The organism is Kocuria salsicia (genome assembly GCF_007681555.1).
GTDB classification, from domain to species: Bacteria; Actinomycetota; Actinomycetes; order Actinomycetales; family Micrococcaceae; genus Kocuria; species Kocuria salsicia.
This window is the reverse complement of the sequence record NZ_VELE01000001.1, coordinates 537,129-555,870: the sequence shown is the minus strand read 5'-3', so window position 1 is coordinate 555,870 and position 18,742 is coordinate 537,129. Positions and strand designations below refer to the sequence as shown.

16 protein-coding genes and 1 pseudogene are annotated in these 18,742 nt (G+C 69.9%); 11 read left to right on the top strand and 6 right to left on the bottom strand.

Going from position 1 to position 18,742, the window contains the following annotated elements:
- Window positions 1-20: 20 nt before the first annotated feature.
- The 4 genes from FS770_RS02435 to FS770_RS02420 all read left to right on the top strand — a co-directional run bounded on the left by FS770_RS02435 (window position 21) and on the right by FS770_RS02420 (window position 2,965).
- Window positions 21-695, top strand: a complete 675-nt coding sequence (locus FS770_RS02435) for an MOSC domain-containing protein (protein WP_145009637.1) — start codon at window positions 21-23, stop codon at window positions 693-695.
- 216 nt (window positions 696-911) lie between these two features.
- Window positions 912-1,760 carry a uracil-DNA glycosylase gene (locus FS770_RS02430; RefSeq protein WP_144941996.1) on the top strand — a complete coding sequence of 283 codons (849 nt, stop codon included), beginning with the start codon at window positions 912-914 and terminating at the stop codon, window positions 1,758-1,760.
- A 164-nt stretch (window positions 1,761-1,924) separates the two neighbouring features.
- Window positions 1,925-2,311, top strand: coding sequence for a YchJ family protein (locus FS770_RS02425; protein WP_144941998.1), 387 nt, complete (start codon window positions 1,925-1,927; stop codon window positions 2,309-2,311).
- 132 nt (window positions 2,312-2,443) lie between these two features.
- Window positions 2,444-2,965, top strand: coding sequence for an O-acetyl-ADP-ribose deacetylase (locus tag FS770_RS02420; RefSeq protein ID WP_145009634.1), 522 nt, complete (start codon window positions 2,444-2,446; stop codon window positions 2,963-2,965).
- A gap of 85 nt (window positions 2,966-3,050) precedes the next feature.
- On the opposite strand, the gene FS770_RS02415 is transcribed toward FS770_RS02420, so the two are convergent.
- Window positions 3,051-4,022, bottom strand: a complete 972-nt coding sequence (locus FS770_RS02415; protein ID WP_222126482.1) for a malate dehydrogenase — start codon at window positions 4,020-4,022, stop codon at window positions 3,051-3,053.
- 153 nt (window positions 4,023-4,175) lie between these two features.
- Here FS770_RS02415 and tpx point away from each other — a divergent pair, with 153 nt between their 5' ends.
- The gene (tpx, locus tag FS770_RS02410; protein WP_145009628.1) at window positions 4,176-4,673 is read left to right on the top strand and encodes a thiol peroxidase; all 498 of its coding nucleotides are present in this window, start codon (window positions 4,176-4,178) and stop codon (window positions 4,671-4,673) included.
- 257 nt (window positions 4,674-4,930) lie between these two features.
- Here the strand turns inward: tpx and FS770_RS02405 are convergent, their stop codons facing one another.
- On the bottom strand, window positions 4,931-7,144 hold the full coding sequence (locus FS770_RS02405; RefSeq protein ID WP_145009625.1) for an NADP-dependent isocitrate dehydrogenase: 2,214 nt from the start codon (window positions 7,142-7,144) through the stop codon (window positions 4,931-4,933).
- A 274-nt stretch (window positions 7,145-7,418) separates the two neighbouring features.
- Window positions 7,419-8,000: a LapA family protein gene (locus FS770_RS02400; RefSeq protein ID WP_244944703.1), complete on the bottom strand. Its 582-nt coding sequence runs from the start codon at window positions 7,998-8,000 to the stop codon at window positions 7,419-7,421.
- Between the two features lie 248 nt (window positions 8,001-8,248).
- Between FS770_RS02400 and FS770_RS02395 the strand changes: the two genes are divergently transcribed.
- From FS770_RS02395 to FS770_RS02385, 3 genes are all read left to right on the top strand, one after another.
- A complete protein-coding gene (locus FS770_RS02395) occupies window positions 8,249-10,063 on the top strand; it encodes an ABC transporter family substrate-binding protein (protein ID WP_145009622.1) in 1,815 nt (604 codons plus the stop codon).
- A 110-nt stretch (window positions 10,064-10,173) separates the two neighbouring features.
- Entirely contained in the window at window positions 10,174-11,709 is a 1,536-nt protein-coding gene (locus tag FS770_RS02390) for an ABC transporter permease (RefSeq protein WP_055086059.1), read from the top strand.
- The gene (locus tag FS770_RS02385; RefSeq protein WP_145009619.1) at window positions 11,706-12,836 is read left to right on the top strand and encodes an ABC transporter permease; all 1,131 of its coding nucleotides are present in this window, start codon (window positions 11,706-11,708) and stop codon (window positions 12,834-12,836) included. The genes FS770_RS02390 and FS770_RS02385 overlap by 4 nt, the downstream gene beginning before the upstream one ends.
- 35 nt (window positions 12,837-12,871) lie before the next feature.
- Here the strand turns inward: FS770_RS02385 and FS770_RS14195 are convergent.
- Window positions 12,872-13,189: pseudogene (locus FS770_RS14195) on the bottom strand (PH domain-containing protein); the annotation flags it as partial.
- Between the two features lie 125 nt (window positions 13,190-13,314).
- Between FS770_RS14195 and FS770_RS02375 the strand changes: the two are divergent.
- On the top strand, window positions 13,315-15,465 hold the full coding sequence (locus FS770_RS02375; RefSeq protein WP_244944702.1) for an ABC transporter ATP-binding protein: 2,151 nt from the start codon (window positions 13,315-13,317) through the stop codon (window positions 15,463-15,465).
- A gap of 145 nt (window positions 15,466-15,610) precedes the next feature.
- Complete coding sequence (locus tag FS770_RS02370) at window positions 15,611-16,309, top strand: maleylpyruvate isomerase family mycothiol-dependent enzyme (protein WP_144942014.1); 699 nt, start codon at window positions 15,611-15,613, stop codon at window positions 16,307-16,309.
- A 61-nt stretch (window positions 16,310-16,370) separates the two neighbouring features.
- On the opposite strand, the gene FS770_RS02365 is transcribed toward FS770_RS02370, so the two are convergent.
- Together FS770_RS02365 and FS770_RS02360 are read right to left on the bottom strand one after the other, a co-directional pair.
- Window positions 16,371-17,549, bottom strand: coding sequence for a calcium:cation antiporter (locus FS770_RS02365; protein WP_144942016.1), 1,179 nt, complete (start codon window positions 17,547-17,549; stop codon window positions 16,371-16,373).
- A 232-nt stretch (window positions 17,550-17,781) separates the two neighbouring features.
- Entirely contained in the window at window positions 17,782-18,339 is a 558-nt protein-coding gene (locus tag FS770_RS02360) for a hypothetical protein (RefSeq protein ID WP_244944701.1), read from the bottom strand.
- Window positions 18,340-18,445: 106 nt separating this feature from the next.
- Here FS770_RS02360 and gatC point away from each other — a divergent pair, with 106 nt between their 5' ends.
- Window positions 18,446-18,742: an Asp-tRNA(Asn)/Glu-tRNA(Gln) amidotransferase subunit GatC gene (gene gatC / locus FS770_RS02355; RefSeq protein ID WP_144942018.1), complete on the top strand. Its 297-nt coding sequence runs from the start codon at window positions 18,446-18,448 to the stop codon at window positions 18,740-18,742.

The following is an 18,742-nucleotide window of genomic DNA, read 5'->3' as shown; positions in this document are numbered from 1 at the left end:
CCGACCCTGACAGGAGCCACATGGACAACCCACAGCCCACCGTCACCGACGCTCGGGTCCTCACGCTGCGCACGGGTGAGGTGCGTCGGCAGCACTGGGGCGGTCGTGACATCAGCACGGCGATCGAGAAGACCGAGCACCAGGGCCGCGTCTTCGTGAGCGGGTCCGGATTCATCGGGGACGAGCAGGGAGATCTCGTGCACCACGGCGGCCTGGAGAAGGCCGTGTGCTGCTACCCGGCCGAGCACTACGATGCGTGGCGCTGCGAGGGGCGTGACCTGGGGCCCGGCGCGTTCGGGGAGAACCTCACGCTGCGGGGCGCCACGGAGGACCGTGTGCACCTGGGCGACGTCTTCCAGGTGGGCACGGCGCTCGTGCAGGTGACGCAGCCTCGCACGCCGTGCAACACGCTGTCCCGGCGCTGGGCCGACGCCGAGCTTCCCCGTGACATGGAACGCCTCGGCCGGACGGGCTTCTACCTCCGTGTGCGGCGCGAGGGCCACGTCCGCGCCGGGGACGCGTTCGAGTTCGTGAGCCGGCCGTCCGGCGCGGTGTCCGTGGCCGACGTCGTGCGCGTCATGGCCGCGGGCGTCACCGACCGGGACGCGCTGCGGGCCTTGACCCGCGCCCCCGAGTTCCCTGAGCGGTGGCGCCGTCAGATCCTGCGGCGGCTGGGGGAGCAGAGCCTGCTCTGACCGGGGTGGCCGCCGCCGGCGGTCCAGAGGCGCGGCACGTTCTGGGCCGGGCCCGCCCTGGGGCCCGCGGCCCGGCAGGAGCGCGACGACGCCGCTCGCGCCGTGGCGTCCGGGCCGCGCGGTACCCTCGGGGCGCCACGATGTCGTGATCCCGCCCTGCCGAGCCCGGCCCGGACCCGGGGGCCGCACGCTGAGAACCGAGAGAAGGGCACACCCATGAGCGAGACCCCTGAGCGGCTGCTGCCACACCCTCTGACCGGTCAGCTGTTCGCGTCGCCCGTGCCGCCCGGGACAGGATGGCCCGAGGACCCCGCCGCGCCGGACACCCCCGTGGCGCACACCGCGCGGCAGGTCCGCGAGCTCGCGGCGACCGCCCAGGACGTGGACCAGCTCAACGCCCTGTGCAGCGTGTGCAGCGCGTGCGAGCGGCTGGTCGAGTGGCGGGAGGACGTGGCCGAGCGCAAGCGCGCCTCCTTCGCCGGTGAGCCCTACTGGGGCAGGCCCGTGCCGTCCTATGGGGATCCGCACGCGCGGTTCGCCGTCGTCGGGCTTGCCCCCGCGGCGAACGGGGGCAACCGCACGGGCCGCATGTTCACCGGCGACCGCTCCGGGGACTGGGTCTACGCGGCCCTCCACCGGGCGGGTTACGCCGAGCACGAGACCGTCTCCACCGCCGGGGACGGCCAGGCGCTGCACGGCGTCCGCATGATCGCCCCGGTGCGCTGCGCACCACCGGCCAACAAACCCACCCCGGAAGAGAAGGCCACCTGCAGCGGCTGGTTCGACCGCGAGATCGAGCTGCTGCCGGAGCTGCGCGGCATGCTGGCCCTCGGCGGCATCGCGTGGCAGACGGTCCTCGCGGCCACCGCCCGCATGGGCTGGGAGGTTCCCCGGCCCAGACCCAAGTTCGGCCACGGCGCGGTCGCATGGCTGCGCACCCCGGACGGGCGGGACATCCGGCTCGTGGGCTGCTACCACGTGAGCCAGCGCAACACCTTCACGGGCCTGCTGACCGAGCAGATGCTCGACGACGCCCTGGCACTGGCCGCGGCGCCCGTCGAGTGAGTGCCCACGCCCCGCAGGATGCGCTCCCAGCCCACGCCGGAGGAGCGGCCCGGTGCACGGGCCCGAGGCTGCTCTGGCTGCGGGATCCGCCATTGATGCCGTCCCCCGGGCTTGCACGGCTTGCACACTGAGCCCTCGTACCGCTGGCGGTAGGCTCGTCCACCATGAACGTATGTCCCTGCGGAGGTCTCCCGGCCGGTGCGTCCCTGCCCGAGTGCTGCGGCCCGGCGCTCGCGAACGAGGTGTGGCCAGCCACGGCGGAGACGCTGATGCGCTCGCGGTACACGGCGTTCGCCACCGGCGCGGAGGACCACCTGTTCCGCACGTGGCATCCCCGGACCCGCCCTACGGACACGTCCGTTGACCCGGAGACCCGCTGGACGGGGCTGGCCGTGGAGCGGGTGGTGGATGGCGGCGCAGAGGACGACCACGGCGTCGTCGAGTTCACCGCGTCCTACGTGAGCAACGGCGAGCCGGGCCGCCTGCACGAGGTCTCCGAGTTCACCAGGCGCGCGAAGCGCTGGATGTACGTGGGCCCCGCGTCCGAGTGATTCCCACGTGGCCGCTGGGCGTCGAACCTCGGGGCACGAGATACCCGGCCGCGGCTCGCGTCACGTAGCGCGGCCGCGTTCTCACGGGCTGGCCGGGCCCTCCGAGCGGGGGAGCGGCAGTAGGGTGGCCGCATGAACATCGAGATCCGCAAGGGTGACATCACGAAGGTCCACACGGACGCGATCGTCAACGCCGCGAACTCCAAGCTCCTCGGGGGCGGAGGCGTGGACGGTGCGATTCACCGAGCCGCCGGGAAGCAGCTGCTGGCCGAGTGCAGGCGGTTGCGCGAGACCACGCTGCAGGACGGTTTGCCGGCCGGTCAGGCCGTGGCCACGGACGGCTACGACCTCCCCGCCCGCTGGGTGATCCACACGGTGGGCCCGGTGTACGCGAAGACGAAGGACAAGAGCGACATCCTGGCGTCGTGCTACCGCGAGTCGCTGCGCGTGGCGGACGAGCTCGGGGCAAAGTCGGTCGCCTTCCCCGCGATCTCCGCGGGCATCTACGGCTGGCCCATGGACAGTGCCACGCGAATCGCCGTGGACACGGTCCTGGCCTCGGACACGAAGGTGGGCACGGTCGTGTTCGTCCCGTTCTCGGAGGACGCGGAAGGGGCCTTTCAGGAGGCGTTGAGGACGTCGAGAGACGCGTAGCACTGCCGGAACCTCTGCACTGACGGAGCAAATGCAGAAAACCGCGCCAAAGTCTGCGCCTGCTCCGCAGTTGCAGCCCCGGCCCTCAGACCAGGCCCAGCTCCGTCACCGCCGCGCGCTCCGTCTCCAGCTCGGCCACGGACGCGTCGATGCGCGTCCGCGAGAACTCGGAGATCTCCAGCCCCTGCACGATCGACCAGTCCCCGCCGGAGGTGGTCACGGGGAAGGAGCTGATGAGCCCCTCGGGCACGCCGTAGGAGCCGTCGGAGACCACCGCCATGGAGGTCCAGTCCCCGCGGGGGTTGCCGAGCATGAGGTCCCGGGCGTGGTCGATGGTGGCACTCGCGGCGGATGCGGCGGACGACGCTCCGCGGGCCTGCAGGATGGCCGCACCGCGGTGGGCCACGGTGGGGATGAACGTGTCCGTGACCCAGTCCCGAGAGACAAGTTCGGTGGCCGGGCGACCGGCCACCGTGGCGTGGTCGAGGTCCGGGTACTGGGTGGCGGAGTGGTTGCCCCACACGCTCAGGTGCTTGACGTCGTTCACGGACGCGCCGGTCTTCTCGGCCAGCATGGCCACACCCCGGTTGTGGTCCAGCCGGGTCAGGGCACTGAAACGTGAGGCGGGGATGTCCGGTGCGTTGCGCTGCGCGATCAGGGCGTTGGTGTTGGCCGGGTTGCCCGTGACCACCACCCGGACGTCGTCGTGGGCGGCGTCGTTCAGGGCGCGGCCCTGCTGCGTGAAGATCGCACCGTTGGCCTCCAGCAGGTCACCACGTTCCATGCCCTTGGCGCGGGGCCGGGCGCCCACGAGCAGGGCGAGCTGCGCACCGTCGAAGACCTCGTGGGGGTCGGATCCGATCTCCACGTCCTGCAGCAGCGGGAACGCGCAGTCCTGCAGCTCCATCACGGTGCCCTCCAGGGCGGGCAGTGCGGAGGGGATCTCCAGCAGCCGCAGCCGCACGGGCCGCTCCCGTCCCAGCAGGTCGCCGTTGGCGATCCGGAAGAGCAGGCTGTAGCCGATCTGACCGGCGGCCCCGGTCACGGCAACGGTCATGGGGTTGAGGCTCACGATGCTTCCTCCTGGGATGCGCAGTGCCTGTGGGGTGCGTGACGGGGACGTCCGTGGAATCGAGGCTATCAGCGGGCCCGGTTCAGCGCACGGCGTAAGCACCTGTCGAGGCCCTGGGTGGCGCACCAGAATGAAGCCATGACTACCACCGCATTCCAAGGAACCCCCGTCCACACCGTTGGCGAGCTGCCCTCCGAGGGCGAGGCCGCCCCCTCGTTCGAGCTGGTGAACACGGACCTCGCGCCGGTCACCTCGGACGAGTTCACGGGCCGCCGCGTGGTGCTGAACATCTTCCCGTCCGTGGACACCAGCGTGTGCGCCCAGTCCGTGCGTGAGTTCAACAAGCGCGCCTCCGCCCTGCAGGACACCACCGTGGTCTGCGTCTCCAAGGACCTCCCGTTCGCGCTGGGCCGCTTCTGCGGTGCCGAGGGGATCGAGAACGTGGTCACCGCCTCCGCCTTCCGCTCCGCGTTCGGCGAGGACTTCGGCGTCACCATGACCGACGGCCCGCTGGAGGGCCTGCTCGCCCGCTCGGTCGTGGTGGTGGACGAGAACGGCACCGTGGTCCACTCGCAGCTGGTCCCGGAGATCTCCGAGGAGCCGGACTACGACGCGGCTGTGGCCATCCTGTCCTGACGCGCCCGTGAGCGCGGGGCCAGGTCACGCCAGGACCCCGTTGCGAACGAAGAGCGTCATGGACAAGCGCTGGCCGAACGGACGGTGCCTTGTACAAACGCCGCAGTGAACGAACGCCGCCGTGTCCCCGGGAAGGGGACGCGGCGGCGTTGTCGTGCCAGGAGCGCCGTCCCGATGCTGCCCGTGGTGCGCGGCGCTCCCGGAGAAGCGCCGCGCACCCCGAGCGGAACCAGGCCGCGCGGATCCGCCCGGTCGGCTCAGGCGGAGAGTGAGTCCATGATCCGGTTCAGCGTGGCGGAGGGACGCATGACGCCCGAGACCAGTTCAGGCTTGGGCCAGTAGTAGCCGCCCAGGTTCACCGGGGAACCCTGCACACCGAGCAGCTCGGCGTTGATGGCGTCCTCGTTGGCGCGCAGCTCGGAGGCGACCTTCTGGAATGCCTGGGCGAGCTCGGCGTCCTCCGTCTGCTGGGCCAGCTCCTCGGCCCAGTACAAAGCCAGGTAGAAGTGCGAGCCGCGGTTGTCGAGTTCGTGGACCTTGCGGGACGGGGACTTGTTCTCGTCCAGGAACGTGCCGGTGGCCCGGTCCAGGGTGTCCGCGAGGACCTGCGCCTTGGCGTTGTCGTAGCGCGTGGCGAGGTGCTCGAAGGACGCCGCCAGTGCCAGGAACTCACCGAGGGAGTCCCACCGGAGGTGGTTCTCCTCCAGGAGCTGCTGCACGTGCTTGGGCGCGGAGCCACCGGCACCGGTCTCGAACAGGCCGCCGCCGTTCATCAGCGGGACGATCGAGAGCATCTTCGCGGACGTGCCCAGCTCCAGGATGGGGAACAGGTCCGTGAGGTAGTCGCGCAGCACGTTGCCGGTCACGGAGATGGTGTCCTCACCGCGGCGCAGGCGCTCGATGGTGAACGCGGTGGCGTCCACGGGGGAGAGGATGCGGATGTCCAGCCCGTCCGTGTTCTCGTCCGCGAGGTAGGTGTTGACCTTCTCGATGAGGTTGCGGTCGTGGGCGCGGGTCTCGTCCAACCAGAACACGGCGGGCATCCCGGACTCGCGGGAGCGCCGCGCGGCCAGCTGCACCCAGTCCTTGATAGGGGCGTCCTTGGCCTGGCAGGCGCGCCAGATGTCACCCGGCTGGACCTCGTGGGACATCAGCACCTCACCGGCGGAGTTGACCACCTGAACGCTGCCGGCCTCGGGGATCTCGAAGGTCTTGTCGTGGGAGCCGTACTCCTCGGCCTTCTGCGCCATCAGGCCCACGTTCGGGACGGTGCCCATGGTGGTGGGATCGTACGCACCGTTCTCTCGGCAGTCGTCGATGACCGTCTGGTAAACACCGGCGTAGGAGGAGTCCGGCAGCACGGCCAGGGTGTCCTTCTGCTCGCCCTCGCGGCCCCACATCTGCCCGGAGGTGCGGATCATCGCGGGCATGGACGCGTCCACGATCACGTCCGAGGGCACGTGCAGGTTCGTGACGCCCTTGTCCGAGTTCACGTAGGCGAGCTCGGGCCCGTTGTCGATGGCCTCCTGGAACGCGGCGGCGATCTCCTCGCCGTTCTCCAGCTGGGAGACCCCGGAGAGGATCGCGGCCAGGCCGTCGTTGGGGGACAGACCCGCCTTCTCGAGGTCCGTGCCGTAGCGCTGCAGGACGTCCTTGAAGAACGCCTTGACCACGTGGCCGAAGATGATGGGGTCCGAGACCTTCATCATGGTGGCCTTCAGGTGCGCCGAGAAGAGGATGCCCTCCTCCTTGGCGCGGGCCACCTGCTCCTCGAGGAACGCGTCCAGCGCGGCGGCGCTCATGAACGTGGCGTCCACGACCTCACCGGCGAGCACAGGCACGGACTGCTTGAGCACCGTGGTGCCGTGGTCCGTGACGTGCTGGATGGTGAGGGTGTCCTCCGCCGGCATCACCACGGACTGCTCGTTGGTGCGGAAGTCGTCGTGGCCCAGGGTGGCCACGTTGGTCTTCGAGTCCCTGGACCAGGCGCCCATGGTGTGCGGGTGCTTCTTGGCGTACTCCTTGACGGCCTTCGGCGCGCGGCGGTCCGAGTTGCCCTCCCGCAGCACGGGGTTCACGGCGGAGCCCTTGACGCGGTCGTAGCGCGCGCGGATCTCCTTTGCCTCGTCCGAGGAGGCGTCCTCCGGGTAGTCCGGGAGGTCGTAGCCGTCCGCCTGCAGCTCCTTGATGGTGGCCTTCAGCTGCGGGATGGACGCGGAGATGTTGGGAAGCTTCACGATGTTGGCTTCCGGGGTCTTGGCAAGCTCCCCCAGCTCGGCCAGGGTGTCCGGGACGCGCTGCTCATCCGTGAGCCGGTCCGGGAACTGGGCCAGGACGCGGGCGGCAAGGGAGATGTCCCGGGTCTCCACCTCCACACCGGCGGTCGACGCGAAGGCCTCCACCATGGGCTTGAACGAGTACGTGGCCAACATGGGTGCTTCGTCGGTCTCGGTGTAGATGATCTTGGGCATGAGCAATGACTCCTTGCATTGACGGTCACCGGGCTACCCTCCAGCCTACCCGCTGCGGGGGCGGCGCAGGCGGGCCCTGCGGGCCAAAAGCCCCGTCCCCGCGCGGATTTCCGGCCGTGGTCACCTGCGCCCACGGTGCCGGGGAGACCTCCGTCACGTGCCCTGCGTCCAGGGCCGTGAAGGGCCCATGGAGGGCGGGCGGCGGGGACGACGACGGCGCGCGGCACCCCGCGAGAGGTGGCCGCGCGCCGTCGTGGGCTCTGGGGGCGGGGGATCAGTCGGACACGGCCGTGCGGATCCGCTGCCGCTCCTTCTCGAGCTTGCGCAGGCGGTGCCCGAGCGTGAAGATCCGCACCGATCCCACGAGCGCCATGATGAGGGCGCCGGCGATGGCAGAGAACAGCATGGCCACGCCCAGCGGCAGGCTGAACTCCCAGGCCATGTACTCGAAGCGGGTGCTCACGTTGTTCTGGATGATGAACACGAGCAGCAGGATCAGCACGACCACCCCGAGGATCAGAGCGGCCCACACCGTGCCCGAGACCCCCCGCTTGGCGGGCTTGTCGAGGGCCGGGTCCACGGGGGCCTGCTGGCCCGTGGCGTGTGCCGACTCCGAGGTGCGGGGCGGTTCGGAGGGGCGGGGCTCGACGTCGTCGGCCGCGGTGGTCCGGGGGGCGCTTGCACGTTCCTCGGCCACGGGCGACGGCGCCGCCCGGCCGGCTCCCGCGCGCTGCTCGCCGGGGGCGGGGGAGCCGAGGGGCTCGCCCGCCGGACCCCGGGTGCCGCGCGGGCGCGCGGCGTCGTCCCCGCCCGGCTCGCGTGCGGCGGTGGTGCGGTCGTGCGGCGTGGTGCTCACTGGGGGCCTCCCGGGACGGTGACGGTCTTGCGTGGTGGCACCAGGGTAGGCCAGCGGCGACGGTTCGGGGACCGCTTTCCTGGATGCGCGACACGCACGGGATGCCGACACGCCCACAACACGCTGACACTTTGACACGAATCAGGTTATCCACGGGTAACCTCTCGTTCACTGTGAGACGCACCACGGTCATGGGTGAAGCCAGCCACGGCCGGGGAATCCATCAGCGGGGGTGCAACGCACATTCCATGGACACCACATCGGGAAAAACCGACACGGGAAATCACACCTTCAAGGGCAAGGCTGCCCTCTCCGTGGCGGCGATCGCCGCTCTGACGCTCACCGGCTGCGCCAGTGTGGGCGGCGGCGCGGACGGCAAGGCCAGCGGTGACAGCAGCGCAGCGGGCCAGGACGGCGGCGTCGTGACCGTGGCCGAGACCAACAAGTTCTCGGGCGCGAACCCCGGCTACACCAAGACGAACCTGGACATCAACGGCCACGTGGCGGAGATGACCCGCGAAGGGTTCACCACGGTGGACCCGGAGCAGAAGATCCACCCCAACGAGGGCTTCGGCACGTACAAGAAGACCTCGGACGACCCCCTGACGGTCGAGTACACGCTCAAGGACCCGCAGTGGTCGGACGGCAACAAGATCGACAAGGCCGACCTCATGCTGTGGTGGAGCGAGCTCTCCGGCTACGCGAACGACTCCAGCGAGGACGGCAAGACCGGCAAGGACTACTTTTCGATCGCCGGCTCCACGGACATCCTGGGCTCCACGGAGATGCCCACGTTCTCCGAGGACGGCAAGACCATGACCGTCACGTGGGGCAAGCAGAACGCGGACTGGGAGATCGCCTTCGACGAAAACTACCTGATGCCCGCGCACGTGGTGGCCAAGAAGGCCGGGATGTCCGAGGACGAGCTGCTCAAGGTGCTGGAGAACCAGAAGAAGGGGGGCTCCAAGAGCCCGCAGAAGCAGCCCGATCTGGAGAAGATCGGCAAGGCCTGGGACACCTCCTTCAACTTCACGTCCACCCCGGACGACAAGGACGTCCTCGTGGCCAACGGTCCGTACACGATCGACACCGTGGTGGAGAACAACTCCGTCACGCTGAAGAAGAACGAGAACTACAAGGGCGAGCACCAGGGCAAGCTGGACGAGATCACCCTGCGCACCATCGGCGACGCCACGGCTCAGATCCAGGCGCTGCGCAACGGCGAAGTGGACATCATGCAGCCGAACAACGTCAACAAGGACACGATGGACCAGGTCAAGCAGATCGAGAACGTGAACGTGCAGCAGGGCGACCAGCTCGCGTACGACCACGTGGACCTGAACTTCGGCTCGGACACCTTCAAGGACAAGGAGACCCGCGAGGCGTTCCTGAAGACCATCCCGCGCCAGCAGATCCTCGACCAGCTGGTCAAGCCGGTCAAGGAGGACGCCGAGGTGCTCAACTCGCAGATGTTCGTTTCCAGCCAGGGCGATGCCTACACGAAGGCCGTGGAGAAGAACGACGCCAAGAAGCTCTACGGGGACGTGGACATCGACGGCGCCAAGAAGCTGGTCGACGGCAAGACGCCCACGGTGCGGATCCTCTACAACAACGGCAATCCGCAGCGCGTGGACACCTTCCAGCTGATCAAGGAGTCCGCGGAGAAGGCCGGGTTCAAGGTCGAGGACCTGGGCGACCCGAACTGGTCCGAGAAGCTCTCCGACGGCGACTATGACGCGTCCCTGTACGGCTGGGTCTCCCCGGGCGTGGGCACCGAGATGCTCTCGCAGATCTTCAAGACCGGCGGCGGCGGCAACTACAACAAGTACTCGAACGCGGACGTGGACAAGCTCGTGGACGAGGCCCGCGCCAACCTGGACGAGTCCTCGCGCAACGACCAGATCGCTGAGGTGGACAAGCACACCTTCGAGGACGCCTACGGCCTCCCGCTCTTCCAGTCCGCGGGCTACGTGGCCACCTCGGACAAGATCGCCGGCGTGGACAAGTACCAGCCGAACCAGACCGGCGTGTTCTGGAACGTCTCCGAGTGGAGCCGCAAGTAGGGCGGCAGAGCCCCGACGACCGGGTCAACCCCTTCACGAGCACTGCGTGGGCGCGGGATCCCCGCGTCTGCGCAGTGCCGTGACCACCACTCGTCCTCCGAGGCAGCGACATGACTTCTTACATCCTCAGACGGCTCATCACAGCCGTGCTCATCCTGCTGGGCGCGTCCTTCATCGTGTACCTCATGACGGCCGCGTCCGGTGACCCTCTGTGGGACCTCTACGGCAACCCCAACGCGCAGCAGCTGATCCCGGCTCGCGTCGAGGCGCTGAACCTGGACACCCCTCCCGTGCTGCGCTATTTCACATGGCTCGGCGGGGCCGCCGGGTGCCTCGTGCCCTTCGCGGACACCTGCTCCCTGGGTGTGAGCCGCGAGGGCCAGGAGGTGACGAGCCTGCTCTCCTTCGCCATGGGCCAGACCATCATGCTCGTGACCGTGGGGACGATCCTCGCGATCGTCGTGGGCATCACCCTGGGCATCGTCTCCGCCCTGCGCCAGTACTCCGGGCTGGACTACGGCATCACGTTCCTGACCTTCCTGTGCTTCTCGCTGCCGAGCTTCTGGCTTGCGGTGCTGCTCAAGGAGGTCGTGGCCATCCAGTTCAACGACTTCCTGCAGAACCCGGCCATGTCCATGGGCTCGATCCTGCTGATATCGCTCGTGCTGGGCGTGATCTGGTACCTCGTCTCCTTCGGCAGGCCGCGGACCCGCATCCTGATGGGGGTGCTCGGCTTTGTGGTGACCTTCGGCGTCGTCTACTTCGTGCTGGCCACCAACTGGCTCAACCACCCGTTCCTGGGCATCCCGCTGATCGCCCTGACCGGGATCCTCGTGGCCGTGATCGCCACGGTGCTCATGGCGGGGCTGCGCAACCGGCGCGCCCTCTACGCCGCGCTCGGCACCGTGCTCGTGGGCCTGGTGCTGTACTTCCCGGTGCAGTCCCTCTTCAAGGGCGCCGGGGTCTGGACCGTGCTGGGTCTGACGGTCGTGATGGTCCTGGTGGGCGCCGGGATCGGGTACTTCGCCGGCGGCTACGACCGCGGCCAAGGCGCCCGGGTGGCCGGTGTCACCGGGTTCTTCGTGGCGCTGCTGCTCGTGCTGGACCGTTTCATGCAGTCCTGGCCGAGCTACGTGAACTCGGGGCACATCCGCGGCCGCCCGATCGCCACGGCCAACTCGGCCACCCCCGGGCTCACCGGTGACTTCTGGACCATGGGTCTGGACCGCTTCACCCACCTGCTGCTGCCCACCATCTGTCTGACGCTGCTCGCGCTGGCCTCCTACTCCCGGTACTCGCGGGCCTCGATGCTCGAGATCATGGGCCAGGACTACGTGCGTACTGCGCGCGCCAAGGGCCTCTCCGAGCGCACGGTGGTCATGCGCCACGCGTTCCGCAACGCGCTGATCCCGCTGGCCACGCTCGTGGCCTACGACATCGGTGGGCTGATCGGCGGTGCCATCATCACGGAGTCGGTCTTCGCGTTCACCGGCATGGGCCAGCTCTTCGTCCAGTCCGTGCGCAACGTGGACCCCAACCCCGTGATGGGCGTCTTCCTGGTCACCGGCATCGTCGCCATGGTCTTCAACCTGGTGGCGGATCTGGTGTACTCCGTACTCGACCCGCGCGTGAGGGTGAAAGCATGAGCCAGCCACAACCGATCGACGTCCCCCAGCCTGTGGGGCAGGTCCCCGAGGCGGGAGAGAAACCCCAGGACGTGCACGGCAAGAGTCAGGGCCAGCTGGTGCGCCAGCGGTTCTTCGGCAACACGGGCGCGGTGGTCTCCCTGGTGGTGCTGCTGTTCATCGTGGTGCTCTCCGTGACCTCCCTGGGCGTGGTGCCCGTCCCCGGCTGGTGGAAGTGGAGTCCGGACGCCACCGGCACCGTGCTCGACGGTGGGCGGCCCACCCTCTCCCTGCTGCCCCCGGGTCTCGGGGAGCACCCGTTCGGCCAGGACAACCTGGGGCGGGACCTCTTCGCCATGGCCATGCAGGGCACGCAGTACTCCCTGGTGGTCATGATCGTGGTGGGTGTCGTGGCTGGGCTCGTGGGCACCGTGGTGGGTGGCCTCTCGGGCTACTTCCGCGGCTGGACCGAGGCCGTTCTGATGCGCCTCACGGACGTCATCATCATCATTCCGCTGGTGATCCTGGCGGCCCTGCTCGGGCGCCTCGCCATCACCTGGGTGCGCAGCCACGGCCTGCCCACGTTCGCCACGGTGGTGGCCCTGGGCCTGCTCGTGGGCCTGGCCTCATGGCCACCCCTGGGGCGGCTGGTGCGCGGCGAGTTCCTGACCCTGCGCGAGCGGGAGTTCGTGGACGCCGCACGCCTGGCGGGGGCCTCCAGTGGACGGATCATCTTCAAGCACATCCTGCCCAACACCGTGGGCGTGATCACCGTGAACATCACGCTGCTGATGTCCTCGGCCATCCTGCTGGAGACCGCGCTGTCCTACCTGGGCCTCGGCATCCAGGCGCCGGACTGGTCACTGGGCCGTCTGATCAGCGAGAACCAGACCGCGTTCGCCACCCGCCCCTGGTTGTTCTGGTGGCCCGGCGTGTTCATCGTGGCCATCGCCCTGACCATCAACTTCATCGGCGACGGCCTGCGGGACGCCTTCGACCCGCGCCAGCGCAAGTTCAACCCCCGGCGGGCCCGGGAAATCGGCTCCGGCCGTGACGAGCACGCGAGCGACGCAGCGACGACGGCGACGGCGTCGTCCTCCGGGGGCGCGGCCGGCACCCCTGCCGCTGACGGCGGGGGCGTCCGGTGACCTGCCGCGGGCAGCGCGAAGCTCGAGTGCTTCCCGGTGTCGGTCACCAGGGTCACAGCGAACCGGGTGCCCACGTCCACGATCCGCGCCCACGGCACGCAGACGGTGCGCAGGGGATTCACCAGGCGCACCTCCCGCTCGTGGACCTCCAGCCGGGGACGCCAGTAGAGCGTGTAGCCCAGCCCCGCGAGGGCCAGGGCACCCAGCACGGCCGCCGCGTGGTGGGCCGGGGTGCGGCCCCAGCCCGAGACGCCCACCGACAGTCCCAGCAGCACCAGGAATCCTGTGAGCCACGGGGCCGACGCCGCGCGGTAGATCTCGTGCTCCGGTGCTGTGTCGTAGCTGGTCGGCATGGTCCCCATGCTAGGCAGTCTGCGGCCCCGCACCGTGAACCCTCCGCTGCCCGGCACCGCAGTGCCCCGCACTCCGCGCGCGTCCGCCCCGCGCACCACGTTCTCGATACGATGGAGCACACACGATGAGCACCTCGAACCAGCCCCACGGCGTCCCCGAGGGTGCGCCCGATCCTCGCGACGGAGCCCAGTCTCCGGATGCGGTCCCCGCGCAGGGCCCGACCGCCGCCGAGCACAACGCCCCGTGGGACGGCTCGCTGGCCGGAGACGGCCGAGTGGCCACGTCGCCGACGGGTGATGCCGCGGCGCAGAACGCCGGGGCCCAAGGTGCTGAGACCAGCCGCGCCGAGGTCCTCGGGGCGAGCGAGGGCGTCGCGCCGGACAGTTCCGGTGCCACGTCGGAGGCGGGGAACGCCGTCGACGGCTCGACCGCCACGGACGCCAGCGCCGCGGCCGGGACGAAGAAGCGGGGCCGCCGAGCCCTGCGCGCCGAGCCCAGCGCCCGGCGTGGCCGCTCCCGGACGAAGGTGGCCCGCGGGGAGCCCGTGCTGAGCGTGCGCGGCCTGAGCGTGGACTTCGGCGTGGACCGCGAGTGGGTTCCGGCCGCGATCGACCTGGACTACGACGTCGCCGCCGGTGAAGTCCTCGCGATCGTGGGTGAGTCCGGCTCCGGCAAGTCCGCGAGCTCGATGTCCATGCTGGGGCTGCTGCCGTCCAACGCGCGGGTGCGTGGCTCGGCGAAACTCGGCGGTGAAGAGCTGATCGGGCTGCGGGGCAGTGCCCTGCGCCGGGTGCGCGGTGAGGAGATTGCCGTGATCTTCCAGGAGCCCATGACCGCGCTGAACCCCGTGTACACGGTGGGCCAGCAGATCGTGGAGACCCTGCGCCTGCACCGGGACATCTCGCCCACGGAGGCCGCGGAGCGCGCCAAGCAGATGCTCACCATGGTGGAGCTGCCGGACCCAGAGAAGGCGTTCCGCTCGTACCCCCACCAGCTTTCCGGCGGCCAGCGCCAGCGCGCGATGATTGCCCAGTCGCTCTCGTGCGACCCCAAGCTGCTGATCGCGGACGAGCCCACCACTGCTCTGGATGTGACCGTGCAGGCCGAGATCCTGGACCTGATCCGCAACCTCAAGGACCAGCTGGACTCAGCGGTCATCCTCATCACGCACGACATGGGAGTGGTGGCGGACCTCGCGGACAAGATCGCGGTCATGCAGAACGGCGTGATCGTGGAGCAGGGCAGCGCCGAACAGATCTTCTCCGCTCCGCGCCACCCCTACACGCGCACCCTGCTGGAGGCGGTGCCGCACCTGGGGCAGGGTACGGAGGGGGACGAGTCCGTGGACATGGTGGCCGCGCTCGAACGCTCCGTGGCCGCGCCCATCGTGGTGGACCGGAGCACGGCAGAGTCCGCCTCCATGGACACGCTCGCCCAGCGCGTGGTGGCACCCATCCTGCAGCTGAAGGACGTGGCGATCGAGTACCCCAAGCAGGGCCGCAACCCGGCGTTCCGCGCGGTGGAGGGCGTGAGCCTGACCGTGGCCTCGGGTGAGACCGTGGGCCTGGTCGGGGAGTCCGGATCCGGCAAGACGACGATCGGGCGCGCCGCCGTGGGCCTGCTGCCGGTGGTCGAGGGCTCGCTGGTGGTCGACGGCGTTGAACTCCACGGTGCCCCGCGCTCCACGCTAGACCGGGTGCGCAAGGACGTGGGCATGGTCTTCCAGGACCCGTCCTCGTCACTGAACCCTCGGCTCCCGATCGGCGAGTCCATCGGCGAGCCCATGTACCTGGCCAAGGTGGCCAAGGGTGCCGAGCTGCAGCACCGGATCGAGCAGCTGCTGGACCAGGTGCGGCTGCCGCGCAACTACCGCAACCGCTACCCGCACGAGCTCTCCGGCGGTCAGAAGCAGCGCGTGGGCATCGCCCGGGCCCTGTCCCTGAAGCCCAAGCTGCTTGTCGCGGACGAGCCGACCTCCGCGCTGGACGTGTCCGTCCAGGCTACGGTGCTGGACCTCTTCGAGGAGCTGCAGGCGGAGATGGGCTTCGCGTGCCTGTTCGTCACCCACGACCTCGCGGTGATCGACCGGCTCGCCCGGCGCATCGTGGTCATGCAGCACGGGCACATCGTGGAGCAGGGCTCGCGCGAGACGGTGCTGCGCCACCCGGAGCAGGAATACACCAAGCGGCTGCTCGCGGCGGTGCCCGTGCCGGATCCGCAGACCCAGCGCGCGCGGCGAGAGCTGCGCCAGCAGCTGGCGGAGACGCTGCCCTGAGCTCCTGAGCTCCTGAGCTCCTGAGCTCCTGAGCCCCTGAACCGCGGATGCCAGGAGGGCCCATGACGGAACCGCAGATGACCGGTTCCCGCCCTGGGCCCTTCGTCATGGCGCGGCTCACGGTCGGCTCACTACAGTGGGGTCCATGACGAACCCTTTGCGCGTGACCTCGGACCTCGCCCGACTGCGGCGGGAGACCGAGAGCTTCCTGGCCACCGTGGACTCCCTCTCAGACGCAGAGCTGGCTGAGCCGTCGCTGTGCGAGGGGTGGGACCGTGCCCACGTGGTCGCCCACCTGGCCTCCAACGGCCGGGCGCTCGTCCGGCTGGTCGACTGGGCCACCACGGGGGAGGCCCAGCAGCCCTACGACTCCCGGCAGGCACGGGAACAGGACATCGAGGCGTACGCGGTCCTGCCCCGGGAGGAGCTGGTCCAGGCGTTCGTGGACAGCGCCCGCTTCTTCGCTGAGCAGTGTGAGCGGCTGGAGGGGGAGCTGGCGGTCGAGGTGCTGGACCTGCACGGCAAGCCCATTCCCGCCGTGTCCATTCCCGCCGTGCGGATCACGGAGATCGTGCTGCACCACTGGGATCTCGACACCTCCTGGTCGCTCGCGCAAGCAGAGCCCGAGTCCGTGCTCGACGCGCTGGAGGCCGCGGTGAAGACCATGCGTGCCAAGAACGCTCCGGGCATGACGCTACGCACGGACGAGCACGACGAGTGGGTCGTCGGCGACGGCGGTCAGCTCGTCACCGGGGACCGCGTGGGCCTGCTGCTGTGGCTGGCCCGCGGAGAGACCGCCGCGGTCGAGACCGAGGGAGCACTGCCGGAGCTGCCGAGCTGGTGAGACCCGGGACGACGGCGGCGCGCGCCCGCGCTGCCGAGGGAATGGACCCGGCGACGTCCCGTCAGGAGAAGACCACGATGCCGTAGGCCGTGAAGAGCACGAGGTGAGCCGCCCCGTGCACGGCGGTGACGCGGGGCGCCGCGAGCGCGACCGTGGACAGCGCGAGCGTGACCCCGAGCAGCAGCAGGTTCGCGGGACTTTCCGCCAGCACCACGGTCTGACCTGTGAGCAGGCCGATCACGAGCACGGCGGGAATCGTCAGGCCCACGGTCGAGACCAGTGCACCGTGGCACAGGTTGCTCGCGCGCTGGATCCGCCCGGCACGCGCCGCCCGCAGAGAGGTGATGGACTCCGGCAGAAACACGATGCCTGCGATCAGCACCCCGGCCACGGCGGGCGGGGCGCCGGCGCGGCCCAGAGCGTCGTCGAGCAGCGCGGCCATGTCGTGGGAGAGCAGCACCACGGGCAGGACACTCACCACGAGGACCACCAGGCGCGCGGGCAGCTCGGGGCGGTGCGCGCGAAGGACCTCTCCCAGCGGAGGGCGGGACGCGGCGTCGTCGTCCCCGGTTCGAACGCTGCCGCTGGTGCCGGGAACAGGGGAGCTCACCGGCGCAGCGCCGCCCACCTCCGTGAAGTCCTCCGCCTGCGCGCCCGTCTGGCGCCACAGGAAGACGGCGTAGCAGCCCAGGGTCACAGCGACGACCGCGATCACCTGCCAGGGACGGAACGCGCCGTCCGTGCCGAGCGCCGCGGGCAGCCCGAAGGCGAGCATGCACAGCACCACGAGCAGGGACAGGTAGGTGGAGACGCCAGTGCGGTTGGGTTGCAGGTGCCCGTGCGCCAGACCGCCCACGAGCAGACAGAGTCCGACCACGAGGTTGAGAATGATCATGGACACCGCCATGACCGAGTCGCGGGCGATCGTGGGGTGCTCACCGGGGCCGAGCATGACGGCGCAGATCAGCACCACCTCGATCATCACGATCGACAGGGTGAGTACGAGGGACCCGTAGGGGTCGCCCAGCCGGCGCGCGAGCTGCTCCGCCTGGTGGACCACGCCGGTCGAGGCGAAGATGATCACGCCTACGATCACGGCGAGCGCAACCAGCAGCGGGACTGCCGGCACGGGTGGCGTCAGGAGATCAGAGACTGCCCACAGCACGAGGACGGTGAGCCAGCCCACGGCGGCGCGGGCGGTCGTCAGGGGTGTCAGGACACGGCGCAGGGCGGCGGTCATCTCGGGTCACCTGGTTCCTCGGGGCCGGGGGCACCGGTCGGCGCGGGACCGTGTGCTGCCCCGCTGGAGGCGGGGTCGTCCCCGGAATCTAGGACGGCGACCGGGTCGTCCCGGCAGCCGGGGGGGGGGGGGGAGAGACTGCGCCGCGGCGGCCCCTGGCGGGTGGGGCCGCCCCCCGGGATGTCGAACGGTCCGGGTCCGACGGCGCGCGGCGCGGTGCCGCGCGGTGGGATCAGTCGCGCACGCCGAAGAGCCAGGGGTCTGCGCGGTCGGTGTGCGGGTCCTCGAAGTTCACGAACGTGCGGCCCTTGGCGGAGACCACCTTGTACTCCTGGACCACTTCGAGGCTCAGTCGTTCACGGTGCTCGACCTCGGCGATCACCGCGGCGGCGCCAGAGCGGTCCGGGAGGGTGGCGGGGTAGGCGAGAGCACCGACGAGGATGCTCGGAGCCTTCTCCCGCGCGATGGCACGCAAGGAGTCCAGGATCTGCTCGGGTCGCATGCCGGCGGCCTCCTGCGGGTCCACGGAGTTCAGCTCGAACTCTCCGTCCTTGCCACCGGTCACGAGGAACGCAGGGAAGGTGCCGTAGGCGGTCACCTGCTCCTCGACCACGGCCTGCACGTGGCTCAGTGCGGTGTCCACGGTCTCCACGGCGGAGTCCGAGATCCACTGCCGCCAGGCGTTGTCGTGGTCCGCGCGGGCGCGGGCGGCCTCGGCCCTGGTCATCCGGGACGTGCCCCGGGCGGGCGTGGAGCGGCGTCGGGAAGGGCGAGCGGAGGACTGAGCCACGAAGGAGGACCCCTTAGAACGGTGGAGCGGCAACGGGTGTGATGAGTCCAGGGTAGGCGCTCGCTAGACTGGATCGGAAACACTTTAGTCAATCCCAGGAGCATGCATGTCTGCGATCAACCGCGAACAGGTGGCGCACCTGGCGGAGCTGGCGCGGATCGAGATGACGGACGAGGAACTGGCCCGGGTGGCCGGGGAACTCGAACTGATCGTCTCGTCCGTGGCCTCCGTCAGCGAGGCCGCTGGACCCGACGTCCCCGCCACGAGCCACCCGCTGCCGTTGCAGAACGTCTTCCGCGATGACGTCGTGGGTGAGACGCTCACCCAGGAGGAGGCCCTCCTGAATGCCCCGGACGGCCAGGACGGCAAGTTCCGTGTCCCCGCGATCCTGGACGGTGAGTGA